This window comes from Pseudoalteromonas luteoviolacea NCIMB 1944, from assembly GCF_001625565.1.
GTDB lineage: Bacteria > Pseudomonadota > Gammaproteobacteria > Enterobacterales > Alteromonadaceae > Pseudoalteromonas > Pseudoalteromonas luteoviolacea_F.
In genome coordinates, this window is sequence record NZ_AUXS01000026.1 from 132,259 (window position 1) to 152,463 (window position 20,205).

1 protein-coding gene is annotated in these 20,205 nt (G+C 45.8%); it reads left to right on the plus strand.

The window, feature by feature from the left end; all coding sequences use genetic code 11:
* The first annotated feature begins 20 nt into the window (after positions 1-20).
* A complete protein-coding gene (locus N483_RS26945) occupies positions 21-20,201 on the plus strand; it encodes a non-ribosomal peptide synthetase (protein ID WP_023401146.1) in 20,181 nt (6,726 codons plus the stop codon).
* The last annotated feature ends 4 nt before the right edge of the window (positions 20,202-20,205 follow it).

Genomic DNA, 20,205 nt, shown 5'->3' on the forward strand with positions numbered 1-20,205 from the left:
CCGTTTTACTGAGACAAACCATGAAAAACAAACAAGATACTATGGCCAAAACGCAATTAAACGCTCAACAAGATATTGCTATTGTCGGAATATCGCTGCGCTTTCCCGGCGCAAGCAGCAAAGAGCAGTTTTGGCACAACTTAACAAATAAAGTAAGTAGTATCACAGAGATCCCAGCTGCGCGCTGGCGATGGCAAGATGACTTTGATCCAACCCCGAAAAAAGATGAACAAAAAATTGTCAGTAAATGGGGTGGATTCATTGATGATATTGACGGTTTTGATGCCGGATTTTTTGCCATTTCGCCTAAAGAAGCGCAAAGTATGGATCCACAACAACGCCTGAGCATGGAACTGGCGTGGCAATGTTTTGAAGATGCAGGTTTGTCTCCAAGCACCTTCAAAAACACTAAAACGGGTGTGTACTTAGGCTGCAGTAATACAGATTATCAAGAGCTTGCCACAGGCAATATTGACCCACATTTTTTAACGGGCATGTCTACTGGGGTATTTGCCAATCGCATCTCCCACTATTTTAATTTCCAAGGGCCTAGCGAGACCGTAGATACTGCCTGTTCATCGTCATTAGTTGCACTACATAAAGCCATGAACGACTTCAATGCGGGTGAAATCAACGCAGCTCTGGTCGGTGGCGTCAACTTGCTTATCACTAAAAGTCGCTATGTGTCATTCAGTAAGCTTGGTGTTTTATCGCCAAACGGACGCTGTAAAACCCTTGATGCCGACGCCGATGGTTATGTGCGTGGAGAAGGCGTAGGTATGGTACTTCTAATGCCATTAGAGCGCGCTTTAAAAGAAAACCTCACTGTTTATGGCGTAGTTAAGGGCAGTAGCGTTGGTCATTCCGGCCACACCAATACCCTCACCTCACCAAGTCCATTTTCTCAATCTAGAGTGATCCAAGAAGCCATAGACAATGCTGGAATTCATAGTGATGATTTATCATACATCGAACTGCATGGCACTGGCACTCGACTCGGCGATCCAATCGAGATTCAAGGATTAAAACGCGCTTTTCGTGCAACCAAATCTAAAAATGCCGCCAGTGACAACACCTGCTACCTCAGCACAGTAAAAACCAATATCGGTCATTTGGAATCAGCAGCGGGAATAGCAGGCATCATCAAGGTATTGTTGAGCCTTAAACATCAGCAAGTGCCACCGCTGCAAAACTTTGCGACCTTAAACCCGAAGATCTCCCTCGATAAGTCGCCATTTCAATTGGCCACTGACTGTGTGCCTCTTAACCAAGATACCCCGCTTGTTGGTATCTCGTCATTTGGCTTTGCTGGGGTCAATGCCCATGTCATTTTACAATCACCACCTAAAAGAGTGACTCATTCAATCAAGCTCAATGCCCCTGTTGCCATTGTGTTGTCGGCTAAAAAGTCACAAGATTTGCTTGAGCGCGCCAAACAGCTAAGTACTTTTATTACCGCACAAAACTTACAAAACAATGTGCTGGCCGACTTGGCATATACCTTACAGGTCGGCCGTGAGAACATGACTCATCGCCTTGCCTTTACAGCTAATTCCATCGCTGAAATAACTAAACAACTCAACTTATTTGTCGCAGGTAACGAGGCAAATTGGCAACAAGGTAAAGCAGATAAGGACAAAGCCAACACCTGTATTGAAGCAAACAATAAAAACCTCGTTGACGTGCTAAGTCAATGGCTCACTGGTGTCGATGTCAATTGGACAACGCTTTACCAAAACGCTTTGCCAAATAGGCTTGCCCTACCCGGCTACCCATTTAACCCAAAGCCGTACTGGATTGAATCAAAAAAAGAAGAGACAAAAGCAACGCTGTTGCACCCGCTTGTGCATAAAGCACTGCCAGCTTTTGATGAGCTACTCTTTAGTTCAACTCTTAGTGGTGACGAGTTCTTTTTGGCTGACCACCAAATAAACGGTGAGCGAATATTACCCGGGGTCTGCACCTTAGAAATGGTCCATGCCGCAATCTCGCTGTCTCATGATTTAGATGAGTCGCACAGCATTCAAATAGAAAACGTCAAATGGCTGCGGCCGATCAACTTCACCTTAGCAACAAAAGAACAAAGAACCGTTTATCTATCACTTTGGGAAGCTAACAATATAATTCAGTTTGAAGTGTGGCAAAAACACGATGGCACACAGCTAGTGTGTGCGTCTGGAGAGGTTTGCATCTCGCAGCAAGCTTTACCTAATGCCCAGTTTGAACAGACCACCGAATTTGATACTGAGTTTACCCCTTCAGATATCTACACAACGTTTAAAAACATGGGGGTAGAATATGGTTCAAGCTTTCAGGGACTTCAGCAATTAAGCAAGCAAGGCACGACAGTAACGGCCAAAGTCAGGGTACCGGAATCTTGTTGTCAAGGTTTTAGCCTGACTCCCGCTTTAATGGATGCTGCGTTGCAGTCGCTACTCTTATTCTCTGAGCAGCAAAACGCGGCTCTGCCGTTTGCCACAGAACAAGTCAGTTATTACAACGCCAACCCATTAAGCCAAGTCCAACACAATGAGATATGGGTAAAGGCCACGCAATTAAGCACAAACACTGACAGCACACAAAAGTGTGACCTAGATATTTTCGCTCCAGATGGCAGTTTATTAGTTCGCATTAAAGGCTTTTCTACCCGAGATGTGCCAATGAGTGCTTTAAAACCGAGCCAACAAAACGCACAAAAACTACTAACGTTAACGCCATGCTGGCAAGCCATAACGCCTGATCTTGCGCAGTCAATTGGTACGCGCTCGCTCTACTTTGGTCCACAAGCATTAAAACCAGACTGGCTAGAAGCGTGCACTGACGCCTCTGTTGACCAGCTACTTTGGATTGCAAAAGAGGAATACGCCCAACCGCGGAACCTGTTTAGGCAGTTGAAGCAACTACTTGCACAAGGGTTTGCCAACAAGCCGTTATCAATCACCTTGGTGACAGAAAATACTCAAGCAGTTTTTGACCAAAATGAACCAAGTACCTGCGAAGGAGCTGGCCTGATAGGCCTATTGCAAAGTGTCTCGCAAGAAAACCAAAACTGGACTGTGCGTATCATAGATGCAGAGCAGTTAGCCGCTATTCCTAGTGCATTCACAGCGCTACCTGCTGGCTTGTACGCGCATCGCGGCGCTCAGTACTTTGCGTTTGAACTCGCCGAGCATACATATCTAGACCATGCGCCAAATACCAGCATGACCTACCAAGGCACTTATCTAGTCCTTGGCGGCGCAGGCGGTCTTGGTCAAGTGTGGAGTGAGTGGATGATAAAACACCACGATGCGCAGATTATTTGGCTTGGCCGCCGAGAAATAAACACAGACATTCAAAGCGATATCGACCGCCTAGCAAAACTTGGAAAAGCCCCTGTTTACATACAGTGTGATGCCGGTGATAAAACGGCGATGGAAAATGCATTTGCAGACATCACCCGCCAGTACGGCAACTTAAATGGTGTAGTGCATTCTATTTTACATCTGGAAGATCAAGCGCTGGCAAACATGGATGAAGCGCAGCTGCACCGCAGCTATCACGCCAAACAACAAACTGGTGAAGTGGCCCTTGAAGTATTTAGCCAAGCGGATTTAGATTTTTTCTTGTTCTTTTCTTCGATGCAATCGTTTTCTCCTGCTGCAGGGCAAAGTAATTATGCCGCTGGGTGTGCCTATTTGGATGCTTTAGCACGCACTTACCAACAAAAATGCCCGGTTAAAATCATCAACTGGGGCTATTGGGGCTCTGTAGGCGTGGTCCAAGATGAATATTACCAAAAGAAAATGCGCGCCATTGGCATTGGCTCAATAGAAGCAAAGCAAGGCATGCAAGCACTTGCAACATTTATGGACTCAAACCTAGTGCAAGCAGGCGTGTTGAAAATGACACAAGCCGCATCCACAGACGTCTTTAAGTTACAAAGTTTTAGCTCACAAGGCATGTCTTATTCGCTCGACCAACAAGATTCTCAGCATAAACTGCCAACGCAAGACAATAAAGCCGATGTCGATTTAAAGCAGCTTTGCAGCGCACTCAACAAAGCCGGTTGGCAGCCCCCCGAAAAGCGTGAAAAAGCACTCGCAGCACTACCTGATTATTTCAGTAAATGGTGGAGCGAAACTGCGCGTTATTTAGAAGCTGAGCAACTGCTACAAAACGGTTTTATCCAAGATGTTGAAGTTGAGCCAATATCAGGTCCCTCTACAAACTTGCTAGACAGCTGCTTAGCCAGTTTACCCGCCATTTTAAATGGTGATATTAAAGCCACAGATGCAGTTTTCCCCAATGCTTCCATGGCCTTAGTCGAAGCGGTTTATCAAAACAACCCTGTTGCTGACTATGCAAACGCAGTACTTATTGAGCAGCTTCAAGCATACCTTACACTGAGCAATGCAAAGTCAGTGCGTTTGTTAGAGATTGGCGCGGGTACTGGCGGTACGACTCGCTCTGTATTACCTGCTATTGCGAAATGGCAAATTGCAGAGTACGCCTATACCGATTTATCAAAAGCGTTCTTTAATCATGCCAAAGCTCAGTACCAAACTGATTACCCGTTTGTTGACACCAAATACCTCGACATCAGTAAACCACTTGCAGCTCAAAATATTGAGATAGGCAGCTATGATGTAGTGATTGCCACCAATGTGTTACATGCCACTGCGGATATAAAAAACACCCTGCAAAATGCCAAAGCCAGTTTGAAGCAGGGCGGCATTTTGCTCATTAACGAAGTGGTACAAAAATCCTTATTTACCCACCTCACATTCGGCTTATTGGAAGGATGGTGGCTAAGCCAAGATTCGCACATGCGTTTATCTGGCTCGCCTATGTTATCAATTGAGAGCTGGCAACAAGCGCTAAACGAATCAGGGTTCAATAATGTGTTTGCTGCGGCAGACTCCACAAGCCAACAGCAAGTATTTTGCGCTCAAAGCAACGGTTTTATTTTGCAAAAAAGCATGCCAAAGCGTGGGGGAAATACACAGAACAAAGACAGTGACAAAACAACAAAACTGCACAATATGACCAGCATGACAACAACGCAAAATCAGCAACAGGTGACAAATTCCAACGCAGATCTATCCGAACTTTCTGAGTTTGTTCAAAATGCGCTCTTTGACATTGCCAGCAACGCATTAGATATGGCGCCAAGTGAATTAGATGCAGAGGAGTCGTTCGCCGACTACGGTGTAGATTCTATTTTAGCTATTCAAATGCTTGATGAAATAAATGCAAAGTTTGACCTAAACTTGCCTGCTACTTTGCTATTTGACTACCCATCAATTGAGACTCTCAGCGCCTATATCCTCGCCGAACACAAAGATAAAGCCATAGCATCGCTCCCAGCTAAAAGCCCCACTGAATCAAATGTATCAAGCCAAGCGGTTGAACAACCGACAAATACTAACAGCGTTCAAAGTTTACGTAAGCATCAAGCTCACACTAAAGTCTCGCAACCTGCGACTGATGAGGACAAATCTTTAGAGACCACAACCAATGGCGGTAAAATTGCCATTATTGGTATGAGCGGCCAATTCGGCGATGCAGATAACCTCGATGAATTTTGGGCAATGCTGGCTGAAAAAAGAACCTCAGTCAAAGCACAAACACGCTGGGATCTGACTGCGCTCAATGACAATCAGCAAAACTGGAGCAAATACGCCAGTTTACTCAATGACATCAGCACCTTTGATGCGCCGTTTTTCTCCATCACGCCACAAGAAGCCATGTACATGGACCCGCAGCAAAGACTATTTTTGCAAGAGGCCTACAAGGCATTAGAAGACGCCAATATGGTCACTCAGGTTGCCGGGCAAAATGTTGGCGTATATTTGGGGTGCGCGCAAAGCGATTATGCAGGTTTGGCTGAAGACGATGCGCCGGCGCAAATTTTTTGGGGTAATGCAGGTTCTGTGATCCCCGCACGTGTTTCTTACTTCTTGAATTTAAAAGGCCCTGCCCTTGCCATAGACACTGCGTGTTCATCGTCTCTGGTTGCCATTCACAGTGCGTGTCAGGCATTGAACAACAATGAGATCAGCAGTGCGCTCGTTGGCGGAGTTGCGACCTTATGCACCCCCAAGTTCTCGCTTCATGCAGGTAAAGCAGGCATGCTTAGCCCGGATGGCACTTGCTACACCTTTGACGATCGCGCCAATGGCTTTGTGCCTGGGGAAGGCGCAGGCGTATTAGTACTGAAAAAACTGGAAGACGCTGAGCGTGATGGCGACCACATTTACGGCGTAATTTTGGGCTCTGCCACCAATCAAGATGGCACCACCAGTGGGATCACAGCGCCAAGCTCATTGTCACAAGAGCAACTACACCGCGATATTTATACCCGCTTTGATATTGCACCCGATTCAATTCAAATGATCGAAGCTCATGGCACAGGCACTAAGCTTGGCGACCCCATTGAGTTTCAAGCACTGACTCGCGCATTTAGAGCGCATACCAACAACACCGAGTTTTGTGCGTTGGGCTCAGTCAAAACCAACATCGGCCACTGCCTTACCGCTGCTGGTGTTGCTGGCGTGATCAAAGCGCTACTTGCTATGAAACACCGTACAATCCCTGCCTCACTGCACTTTGAACAAGGTAATAGCCATATTAACTGGCAAGGCACGCCGTTTTTTGTCAATCAAGAGGCCATTGCATGGCAGACCGACAATCAGCAAAAACGTCGCGCAGCAGTTAGCTCATTTGGCTTTAGTGGTACCAATGCCCATGTTGTATTGGAAGAATATCTACCTCAGCCCGCTCAGCAGCAAAGTGTATCTATGCGTCCTGTGATCATTGCGCTCAGTGCCAAAAGCACCGACGCACTTAAAGACAAAGCACTCGCATTGCAGTCATGGATAGTAGATAAAAATGTACAAGATAGCGCACTGGAAAGTTTAGCCTTCACGCTGCAATGTGCCCGTGAAGAAATGGACCACCGAGTGGCGTTTACAGCAAGCTCGCTTTCAGATGTAAGTACAGTATTGTCGCGCTTTTTAGACAAAGCGCGCGGTCAATATAAACAGGGAGAAGTCAAACAAGGTAAAGAGATCTTAAGTGCCTTAGATAGCAGCGACTTTGCCCGTTGGATAGAGCAAGGTGACTTAACCAAGTTACTTGCACTTTGGGTGGTTGGCGCTGACATTGACTGGCCGTTATTGTATGTAAACAAAACACCTGCGCTTTTACGCATGCCAACATATCCGTTTGCCAAAACATCCTTTTGGCTACCAAAACAAGGCGCAAGCTCAGCAAAGCCAAAACAAGGACCTAGCAAAGCAGAAACAGCTGCAAACGTTGCGCTAGATTTTAAGGTGCAAAGTACGCACGCTTTCGAGCCACAAGAGCAAGCCCAAAATGTATCCCGTACACCTGCTGAGCTGCTGCACTACACAGCCAATTGGGCTGATAAAGCGTTAACGTCTCAAGAGCCTGCCACTTATCATCGCAAAGTTGTCTTACTGGGCAGTGACTTACCTGAGATCTACTCGGTATCTAGTACTCGGTTAAACAGCTCTGAAAACCAAGTTCAAGATCAACTTGAAGCATACACCAATGATTTAATTAACTATTTTAAGCAACTTGAAGTACAGCAAGGCGCCACGACTCAAAAAACAGCCAATAAGCTGCTGGTACAAGTGGTACTCAAAGATCAAACACATTTACTGTCAGCACTAAACGGCGTACTTAAAACCGCAGCCATCGAATATACCAGCATCGAAACCCAGATTATCGCTGTAGATGAAGCCCACAACCTTGAACACCTTGTTGAGGATGAAGCGAAAAAGCAGGATACCTGTATACGATACAAACAAGGTCAAAGGCAGGTATTAAACTTTGATTTACAAGCTTTTCAGCAAGTCGACACCACGACATTGCCTTGGAAAGAGGATGGCGTCTATGTGATCACTGGTGGTCTCGGTGAGCTCGGCCAAACCTTTGCTAAACAAATCATTCAACATACAGCAAGTGCACAGTTGGTATTAATTGGTCGCCGCGCTCACAGTGCAGCTATTCAATCTCAGCTCGATACCCTCAGCGCCGAGCAAAATAGGCTGAGTTATGTATCATTGGATATCTCAAACCGCAATGAAGTCACTGCGCTATTTGATAGCCTCAAAGCCAAACACGGCACCATTACTGGGGTCATACACAGTGCAGGCATAGTTAAAGACCAACTCATCAGCAATAAAACACCGCAACAAGTTGCCGACGTCTTTGCACCAAAAGTGGCTGGCGTGATTGCCCTAGATGAAGCGAGTAAGACATGTGACCTAGACTTTTTTGCCTGTTTCTCTTCCATTGCAGGCGTTTTTGGCAATATGGGACAGGCAGATTATGCCTGTGCCAACGCCTTTATGGACCGCTTTATAGCAAATCGCCAAACGCAGGTAGAACAAGGCACACGCAGTGGCTTAAGCCTATCCATCAACTGGCCGCTGTGGTCAGAAGGCGGCATGCTGGTTGACTCATTAACCACCTCTATTTTGCAATCTCAAGGCATAGAAGTGATGCCTAATGAAGTGGGAGTTGATGCCTTTTATCGCATCTTTACATTGCCACATATTCCCACCCAACACTGTTTTTTATATGGTGATACAAAGAAATTGACTGGCCTTTGGCAGCAATTCAATGCAACGCCAAAACATAGTTATACAATGCCACGGGGTTGTGGAAAAAGTCGCGCTCAGATCCGCGACTACGTTAAGTCCGTTATCACCGACATTACCAAAATAAACAGTCACGACTTAGATGATGAGGCCGATTTTAAAGACATGGGTTTTGACTCCATCATGTTGATGTCTGTGGTACACAAGTTAGAGACAGATGACTTTTTGGCAATAGACACATTGCCGCCAACACTGATGTTTGAAATTAGCACCATTGAAGCACTGTGTGATTATTTAGAAGCACATCAATCACCAAGTGAGTTAGATGAGCACGCAGCTCAAAATGCTCCGTCGTCAGCACCAAACTCCTTCACTGCTCCAATGCCGCTATCCAAGGCCCAGCAAGGTCTGTGGTTATTGCACAAACAAAACCCTCTGTTGAGCAACTATCACGTACCAATGGTGTTTGAAGTGAATAACTTGAATGTGCCTTGCATGCAAGAAGCGCTCAATTGGCTTACTCAAAAGCATCCGATTTTATCGGTTCAACTTTCTGAAGTAGAGGGGTTACCACAGCAGCAAGTAACAGGCCAAACACCTATATTGATGCAAAGCCAAACTCATGTCACATCAAAGTCAACGTTGGTTAGTTTGATCCAGTCAGATATCAAGCAACCATTTACCTTGATGCAGACACATTCAGCGCAAGCCCAGCTGTTATGGCGTGCAAAATACTGGCAAATGAATAACGAACTTAATGTCGTGGTGCTAGTTTTCCATCACTTGATCATCGACGGCGTCTCTGCAACCTTGTTGCTTGAGCAGTTATGGGGAGCTTACCATGCCCTTGTTGCCAATGAGTCAATTGCGCAACCGTCTGAAAACAATGGGTTTTTCACCTACCTTGAATGGGAAAAGCAGCACCTAAATAGCGAACAAAGCGCGCCATTAAAGCACTACTGGCAAACACACCTGCAAGGAGTTGAGCCTGAGCTAACGCTTGCTGGCAAGCTGCCAGTTCAGAATCAAAAACAAGCTCAACGTATTGAGCTGCCTGTAAATAGCAACCACGTAAAGCGGATTCACCGTTATTGCAGCAGCAATAAAATAAACCCAGCCGCATTTTTCTTATCGGTATTTCAAACACTTTTAAGTGCCAACACACGCCGTACAGATATCACCCTAGGCGTGCCAGTACTGCACCGCCCAACCAGTGAAATGGCCAATGCTGTAGGTTTGTTTGTCAATCAATTACCGTTGAGGGCCAAGCTGGATAAGGCACAGTCATTTGCACATCTTGCCGCTCAAAATCAGCGCCAGTTAGGTGAGCTAATTAAACACAGCAGTTATCCATTCTCCGAAATTGTTCGTGTGACTGACACTGAACGCACTATGCATCGCCACCCCATTTTCCAAATCGGCTTTGCTTATCATAACTTCTTGAAACCAGATTGGATTGAGTCCAATCAAGCACTGGTTGACGCCATTTGGAGCCAGTGTTTACAAGAGCCTGAATTGGATTTAAGCCTTGAGGTCACGCCGCTTTCGAACACCTTTAAGATTGCATTTAAATTTGATGCAGCAGCTTACCCTCATCATGTAGTCGATACATTTGCCAAAGACTATCTGACACTGCTTGATGATGTGATATTTGCAAACGACCCGATACTAAGTAACTTGCCTGTATTTACGAAGCTCAAATCAATACCTACCTCAGCAAACCACCCCTCTGAGAAAACTCTGGTAGATTTATTTGAAGCACAAGCAATGCAGCACCCTGAGCGCACTGCCGTCTGTTTTGGTATGCAGTCTATCAGCTACAGTCAGCTCAATGATAAGGCAAACCAGTTCGCCCACACTCTACTCAACCACCCGGAGTTTAGACATGGCGTTGAAAACCTGATTGCACTGTGTGCAAAGCCATCGATTGAACTTATTGTCGCTATACTCGGTATTTTGAAATCAGGTGCAGCCTATGTGCCGCTCGATGCCAATTCACCAAAGACGCGCATTAACCATATTTTACAAGACGCGAAACCAAGTATTTTGGTCCTTGGCGCTGATCTGCCTGACGCGGGGGTCAACCAGCACAATCAGGTGATCAACTTACAAACGGCCCTGACTGGAAATAAGCAAGTTGCCAATATCAATAGAGCCTCGCCGTCAAACCTCGCCTATATTATTTACACATCGGGCTCCACAGGTAAGCCAAAAGGCGTGTTAGTTGAGCATCACAACGTATCCAGCTTGTTCAATAACTCTCAGTCTAAATTTGGCTTTACTGAGCAAGACACTTGGTGTTTATTCCACTCTTATGCGTTTGATTTTTCGGTGTGGGAAATTTGGGGCGCGCTACTGCACGGTGGCAGGCTGTTGATCCCCGATGAGCTTACTCGCAAAGAATCGGTGAGCTTTGCCAAATTTGTCATAGATAACCAAGTGACTATTTTGAACCAAACCCCATCGGCGTTTTACCCCTTGATGGACGGCTTATTGGCAAGCCCACACAATATGTTGCGCAAAGTGATATTTGGTGGTGAAGCGTTAGATTTAAACAAACTGACACCTTGGTTTGAGCACGCGCAACCTCAGGCAGAGCTTGTCAACATGTACGGCATCACCGAAACTACGGTGCACGTGACTGAAATCACCATTGATGCCAACATGGTGTATGACACAGACGCACGCAGCATCATCGGCCGTCCACTCCCCGGCTACGATATTTTGCTACTCGATTCGCAATTAAATTCAGTCCAACATGGGCAAATAGGAGAGATTTTTGTCTCAGGCTGCGGCGTGACTCGAGGTTACCACAATCAAACCACCCTAACTGATGAGCGTTTTATTACACATAGTTCAGGTAAACGCCTTTACCGCTCAGGAGATCTAGCTCGTTTAAATGAATCAGGCCTGTTTGAATACATGGGTAGAGCCGACGACCAAGTCCAGATCCGCGGTCACCGTATTGAGCTTGGCGAAGTGCAATACGCGCTCAAATCACTTAGCTATATCACAGACGCGTACGTCATTGCTGCACAGAAGCAGCTTGGTCAAGTGTTGGTCGCCTATATCATTGCACCAGATGCACCATCTACTGCAAAAATACGCTCAGATTTACTGACCAAGCTACCTGAATACATGGTGCCAGCTTATTTCGTATTAGTACCTCACTATCCACTAACTGCAAATGGTAAAATTGATAAACAAGCACTACTGACACAACTGCCTTTTAATCAAGCACCAAAGACGGCCTTGTTGAATACACAAAGTGCCGCCAGTATCAGTGCAACTCAGCCCCAGTTTGCTAAGCCTTTGGCGCAGCCAGAGCTCAAATCAGCCGTGACGCAAATTTGGCAACAAGTACTTGAGGTCGGTCATATCGCCTCTGACGTGCCATTTTTTGAAGCGGGGGGAGATTCGCTGCTGGCCAATGTACTGACCGCAAAATTTAAATCACAGTTAAATGTTGAATTTCCGCTGACGCAGATTTTTCAGTCCAGCACCATAGAGGCTATGACCGATTTTATTGCACAAGCTCAATCGGCAGATAACCCATCAAACTCTGCAATCATACGAAACAACGAGGTTACCAGTAGCGCACAGAATCAAGATGTGGCATTGATAGGACTGTCTTGTCAGTATCCAGACTCGCCTGATCACGCCACTTTTTGGCAAAATTTAGTCAACGAACAAGACCTACTTAAAAGGCTTAGCGAGTCTTCCGAGCAAGGTGACGTCACATGGCTAGACTCATGGGTAGAAGGCCAAGATCAGTTTGATCCAGAGTTTTTCAATATCTCTGAAAAGAATGCCAAAACCATGAGTTATTCACAGCGCCAGCTGTTAATGCACGCATGGAAAGCAATAGAAGATGCAGGCTACAGCGCTCAAACTATGCCAAATACCGGAGTTTATGTTTCATCTTCAGGTGCTGACAACCCAGACTTGGCTCTGCAAAACAAGTTTAAAGATGGTCAGTTTATTTTAAATGCACAAGACTATGTGGCTTCAACCATTAATCAACCAGGGACACTCCCCACTACTATCTCGTATCACCTTGGTTTTACTGGTCCCAGCTTGTTTGTGCACTCCAACTGCTCATCGTCCATGTCTGCCATCGCGCTGGCATGCAGTGCGCTAAAGGCTGGTGAAATTGACTATGCAATTGTTGGCGCAGCTTGCTTATATCCGCAGCGTTATACCGGATATGAGTACGAAAAAGGGTTAAATTTTGCTGCTGATGCACGCTGTAAAGTGTTTGATGAAAAAGCCGACGGCATGATTGGCGGCAGCGGCGTCTCTGTCATTGTGTTAAAACGCGCCGATGATGCCATCAACGATTCAGACAACATCTATAGCTTGATCCGTGGTATTAAAATCAATAATGACGGCAAAGATAAAGCGGGCTTTTTCGCTCCTGGGACCAAAGGCCAGATGCAGGTTATCGAGCAAACGCTAAAAGCTGCCAAGGTGTCACCTGCATCAATCAGTTATGTTGAAGCTCACGGTACTGGCACTGCTCTTGGCGACCCTATCGAGTTTTCATCGTTACAGCAGGTGTACCAGCAGCACAGTAGTGACAAGCAGTTTTGTGGTCTAGGAGCCGTCAAGTCAAACCTTGGCCATACCGACACATTGGCTGGGTTAACTGGTTTAATTAAAACCTCGCTGGCGCTGTATCACAAAAAAATACCCGCCTCGTTGCATTACAACACTGCTAATCCGCACATCGACATGAACAGCTCACCATTTTATATCGTCGACCGTACAAAAGACTGGAATACACCACTACTACCGAGGCGCGCGGCTGTCAGCTCATTTGGCATTGGTGGTACCAATGCCCATGCCGTGTTAGAAGAAGCGAGCGAATCGTTCGACCATGAAATTGAAAGTCAGTTACAAAGCAAGTCTTGCATCATTGTTTTGTCTGCACAAAATGAAGAAGTCTTGACCAGGCAAGTAAGCCAATTGCGCGATTACCTAACTACAAATGAGTTATCTCAACAAGCACTGGTTAGAATGGCTTACACATTGCAAACTGGCCGCACAGTTATGCCTGTGCGTACAGGGTTTGTTGTCGGTTCAATGGATGAACTAAAGACAAAACTCATCCAGTATTTGAATGCACCAACACCGAGTCTTGCAGGCACAGTTCAAACGCATCCACTTAATTTGGCTTCAGCAATTAATCAAGGCGATTATCAGGGCATATTAGCCACTTGGTTGGCATCTGGCTTTGCTGACTGGGACTTCATCTACCAAGGCGCTAAGCTTAAAAAACTCAGCTTGCCCACCTACCCGTTTGCATTAAAAACGATTGCCCTTGGTAATGAAAATACTGTGCGAGCACCAAATTTAGACGGCGCAACAAAGTCTACAGGTGAAACTACGCTTAAAACCCCTGTTTGGATTGAAAAAGCCATAGCTCATCAAGAACAAGTATCACAACGCCACGACGAAGAACATCACCTAGTTTTTTGCGACTTTCCAGCACATGCGCAAGTCAGTGAGCTGCCTGATGCTCAAGTACACTCGTTACAATCTGAGCACTTTTCAATTGAGCAAAAAATCTCGGACTTTGGCATTCAGTTACTTCAACTGATTAAGGAAAAAGCAGCAACTAAGCAGCAAATAAAACTGCAATTAGTCATTGCCGACATTGGCTCTGGGGATACGCTAAGCAACTTATATACTTGCTTCCACGCACTCTTAAAAACCGCCAGCCTTGAATGCAAAACGCTGAAAACACAGCTTGTTGTGCTAGATGATGCGGCAATTCAAAACAACCTTGCTGCGATACTTTACGCGGAGCAAAGTGGTTTTGACGATAACTTTGTACGTTACACACAAGGTGTACGAGAAGTTTTAACGTATCAAACAATCGTACCTACTGAACCGCAGATGCCGTTCAAAACCGATGGCGTTTACCTTATAACTGGTGGGCTTGGTGGAGTTGGTCGCCATTTTATCAAAGCAATCAGTTCACAGCCTTTTAATAAAACCATCGTTATCACAGGTCGTAAACCCGATAATCACCCTGATGTGCAAAAGCAGTTAGCCCAACTAAAAGCCGCTAACACCCAATTGTATTACCACAGTGTGGACGTATCACACAAAATGAACGTACTGTTGATGGTGCGCGATATCCTTGCCAAGCATGGTAAGCTCAGTGGCGTCATCCACGCTGCTGGCATTGTTAAAGACACGCTGTTAAACAAAAAAGACCGGGCAAGCTTTGCTCAAGTGCTTGCCCCAAAAGTGGAAGGTGTGGTGGCGTTGGACGAAGCCACCCAAGAGCTCGCATTGGACTTTTTCGTTTGCTTTGCCGGGCTGAGTGGCGTTAATGGAGCCCTCACGCAAATAGACTATGCCACTGCCAATGCCTTTTTAGACAGCTACATGCATCATCGCAGCGCACTACAAAAACGTGGAGAACGACAAGGGTTAAGCGTCAGTATCGACTGGCCATATTGGCAAGATGGTGGCATGAAGATCAACCCTGATTTTGCAGATATACTCGCCCAAACTGGCTTCGCACCTATGCCAACAAAAATGGGCATTGAGGCGTTTTATCACGCGCTTAAAAACCCACAAACATTAATTGAGTTTGCAAATGATGCGCTACCTGACAACACGCAAAGCACACGAGAGACCCGTCAGTTCGACAGTATTGATGCACTAACCGATGAGCTAAAAACAGGTCTTGCCGAGCTCGCAGCTAACATTCTAGGTGTTAATACCAAAGAGCTTGACCCTGACACAGATCTTGGCGACTTTGGTGCAGACTCCATAGCCTTTATCACCTTTATCAATCAAGTTAACGCCAAGTACCAACTGGAGCTGTCACCTAGCGTGCTGTTTATGCACTCCACACTCAACAGCATATTGGGGCATATATTAGATGAGCACAGTGACAAGCTAGTTAATAACACTTGCCAAAACTCACAGCTCAAACTTGAACAAGCCTCTTGCCAGTCTGATGAAAGCGAAGATCCCGTCGCGATCATTGGGATCAGCGCGCAATTCCCACAAGCTGACAACATCGAACAATTTTGGCAAAACCTTGCCAATCAAACGGACTGTGTCACCGAGTTTGATTGGTCAGAAACCAATTGTGATACCCGTTCACAGCAACCTCTACCAACTGACATTAACTGGCTTGGTCGCCTTGAACGTAATCAAAGTTTTGACCCGTTGTTTTTCAATATAGCGCCCGCAGAGAGCGAGCGTATTAAGCTGCAAGAAAGCTTATTGATGTCCCATGTTTGGCAGTGTATTGAAGACGCAGGTTACGACCCTAAATCACTGGCGGGCACCAATACTGGGTTATTCATTGGCTGTCAGGCGGGATACCATGAAGGGTTAATCACCTCCTCTGCTTATGCGCCAAACCGGATGAGTTACTTCTTAGACTTACACGGTCCAAGTGAAGGCGTCGATACAACTTGCTCATCGTCCTTAGTTGCCATACACAAAGCTGTGCAAGCAATTCAAAATGGTGAGTGTGACCAAGCAATTGTTGGGGGGGTGAATGTCATCGAATCGCCAAGCGCATCAATTGCCATGCATGACATTGGCGCGCTGTCACCAACGGGCCGCTGCCGTACTTTTTCGGCAAATGCCGATGGGATTGTTCGTGGCGAAGGTGTTGGCATGATCTTCATTAAAAGACTCACGCAGTCGGAGCAAGATAAAGATCATATATATGGGACAATCTTAGGCTCCGCAATCAATCATGGTGGTAAGTCTCAGGGCTTTACAGTACCAAATGCAAAGGCGCAAACACGCTTGTTAGACAAAGCTTGGCAAGATGCAGGCATTGACCCAGGTACGCTGAGTTACGTTGAATGTCATGGCACGGGAACCTCTCTTGGTGATCCGGTGGAGCTAGATGCACTTAAAGCCGCTTATAAAAAAGTGAGTACGACAACAAACAGTGTGCAAGGCTGTGCACTCGGTTCTGTGAAAAGTAACATTGGCCACCTTGAAATTGCCGCAGGCATTGCCGGGGTAATTAAAGTGTTACTGCAGCTGAAGCACCAAACCCTTGTACCGTCATTGCATGTGGACGAATTGAACCCCTACTTGGGGCTCGATAACTCGCCATTTAAAGTGCAAACAGCACTCACTCCCTGGCAAAGTGAGCAACCGCGCCGCGCCGGTGTGAGCTCTTTTGGCATAAGTGGCGTGAACGCCCATATCGTGCTTGAAGAGTACACAGCTAAGCCTGCACTCAATGCAAACGCATCGCCTAATGAGACAGCCATTGTACTTTCTGCGGTCAGTCAACCTGCGCTAGTAGCAAAGACAGAGGCGCTTAATGCGTACCTAGATCGACATTCCAATGTGTCTTTGGAGTCACTTGCATACACACTACAAGTGGGTAGAACGGCTCATAAATACCGCACAGGTTGGGTTGTGTCCTCTATCGAGTCTTTAAAACAAAAGCTGGAGCACACACTTGCAAACGACACTCTGGAGATCAAAAAAGTACCAACAGCACAAGTACCAGTTATTGAAGATAAGGATGCCATAAACCTCAAGCAAAACCCCAGTGCGCTATTGCGCTTTTGGCTTCAAGGCCACGCTATAAATTGGCCTGTACTTTATCAAGCAGCGGTGCAAAAAATCAGTCTGCCAACAACGCCGTTCGTAACAACTGAAAAGCCTTCTGCGCCTTGGCTACTACTTGAGAATCAATGGCAACCTGCACCTTTGGCCTGCCCATCAGATTGGCGCGCTCAGTTAACCCCACTGCTCGCTGGTAAAAATGTGCTGATCGTCGCAAAAGACCAGCAAAGCGCTGCGCCACTGCAAGAAAAGCTCGCTGATTTCGATGTTAAAACAGTGAACTACGGTGCACTGAGCACATTGACACTTAGCCAAGATACCTTGCCGGACTTAGTCTTTTTTATCGCTGAACCAACTGATATAAAAACAGCGCAGGTAAAACCCCTGTATGAGTTTATGCAAGCCATCTCAAAGCTTGATAAACACACAATGCAGCTGTTTTATGCACTGCCTGAGTGTTTGGCAAATGCCCACTGTGAAGATATGAGCGCGCTACTGAGAAGCTACACCATGCGCAGCCCAGCACATGTGTGGAGCCTAGTTGAATTTACCGTAGAGGATAATAATTGGGCTGATAAATTGCTGCAGGAGGTCGTTTGTCCAAGTTTAAGCGGCGACACCACTCAGCCAAATCAAGTGAAATACCAAAACCAAACTCGATTTGCATTGGCGCTGAACAAAGCTTCGATACCTTCAAACGCGCCAATGCTAAGCACTCACAGCTTCAAGCAAAATGGGGTGTATTTAATTGCAGGCGCACTTGGAGAACTTGGCATGGCACTGAGCAAGCAGTTATTAACTGAGTTTAATGCCACACTTATCCTAATCGGCAGGCGCAGTGAACAGGAGTGTGCAGAAGCGTTAAAGCAACTCAAAACACATAATCAAGGGCAAATACACTACTTCAGCGCTGATGTTTCTTGCGAGCCAGACCTTTTGACGGTTAAGCAGTTTATTGATGCACAAGGTATTTCGCTAAATGGTGTTATGCACTTAGGCACCGCTTTTTCACAGGATGAAACTTGCTGGGCCGACTTTGAACAAGCCATGCAGGTGAAAGTCCGAGGTTCAATAAACCTAGATAAAACATTCGCCGAGTCAAAACTAGATATGTTTGTGATGTTCTCATCTATGGCCGTATTCGGTAGCTTAAATCATTTGTCTTACTCATATGGCAATGGTTTTCAAAATACCTTTGCACATGCCCGTCAACAACTGGTGAATACAGGCCAAAGACAAGGTAAAACGCTGGCCATTAATTGGGGCTACTGGCACTCAAATGATCCAGTAAAAAGCATCGAAAATCGTTTTGCCGAGAAAAAAGGCTACCAACTGATTAACATGCCCGACGCTTTCATGTTGATGCAGAGTTTACTTAGCACCGAAGTGACAAATATAGGCGCCTTGCTAAGCTCAGTTCCAGAAAAAATTTATCACAACACTGCCCGCTTAATGACTCGAAAAGCGGTGTTTACTCAGGTGACTACAAACACAACAGAAACTCAAATTGAAGTCGTAAAAACATCAGACATACGGGCTGTTGTGATCCAAATCGTCAGTAACGTGATTGGCGTCTCTGCCGATGAGCTTGACCTAGATTGCGACCTGTACGACTATGGGTTTGACTCCATTTCTTTGCTAAAAACGTTTCAGCAATTAAAAGAAAACCTTAACATCGAATTGCAAGCAGATGCGTTTAAAAACATGAACACCATCGCTGCATTCATCGATGACATTGAACAGCTCTATATCGCAGAGAGTACTGGCAAAGAAAGTGAAGAAAAACCGCAAAAACCTGACTTTATTTTGGATGCTGGCTTTACCCCAATAGACGACACTACTTCATTAGAAAAGGCCTATGACGGCGCGGTTAAATCAGTATTACTTACCGGCGCAACGGGTTTTTTAGGTAGTCATATTTTGCAGCAGTTACTGGATGAAACGGACGCCACCATCTACTGTATCGTGCGTGCTAGTAACCTAGAACAGGTAAAGCACCGTATTGTGCACTCAGCCCAAAGCTACCGGATTACACCGAACATGAAGCGCATCGTGCCTATGATCGGCGACATGGAAAAACCACAACTCGGGTTGTCTGACAAAAACTGGCAAACTTTATGCTCTCAGGTACAGCACATCGTCCACACGGCGTCTTATGTCAATCATATTCAGCCTTACTTTGCATTCAAAAAGTCGGTGGCAGGCACCAATCAGCTGTTAAAAATGGCAACCACGCTATCACTTAAAATGCTCCACTTTGTGTCGAGTACGACTGCCAGCACACAGGTAAAAAACTCCCACTTTTCTGTCAACCCAGTAGAGGACTTTATTAACATTAAAGATGCTGAGCTTATCTGTAGCGGTTACGGTCAATCTAAGTGGGTGCAAGAAGAGAATATCCGTCAAGCCTCAGAGCATGGCGTCCCATACACAGTTTACCGCTTTGCTCAAATTTCGGGGTCATCACAAACGGGGATTGGTAACACTGATGATATTTTCCACCGTATTCTAAAAATGATGATGCGCACCCCTATACAGCCCACTGACGTACCGTATTTGCTGGATATCATTCCGGTTGATAAAGCCGCGGCCGCAATTGTGCTAGGAATGGGTGATAAGCAAAAGCGCAATAAGGTGTTTCATGTAGCAAACAACACCCCGCTGCCAGTAAGTCAGTTTTACGACTTGGCCAAAGCGCACAACCTGAAGTTTGAACAAGGTGAAAAACATGACTTCATTGCTTCGTGCAAACACTATATTGAACATGCAACGGAGGGGAATACCCAAGTCATTATGAACGGATTACTCACTCAGCGCCCTGGTTATGATGAGTACTTATTCGAAACCTATCTGATGCCAATGTCGCCGTATGACAAAGACAACTATTTATCTCTAGTAGAAAAATACCAGATTGGATTTGGTGAATGGGAAACTCTGTTTAACACCTATTTTAAACAGTGGCGACAAGACCCGCATTATCAAATAATTTGGCCAGATCAAGCATCGCAATCAAACTAAAGCC

Excerpts from the sequence above, each read along its gene's own strand:
- N483_RS26945 (WP_023401146.1), top strand. The coding sequence starts at position 21 with ATGAAAAACAAACAAGATACTATGGCCAAAACGCAATTAAACGCTCAA.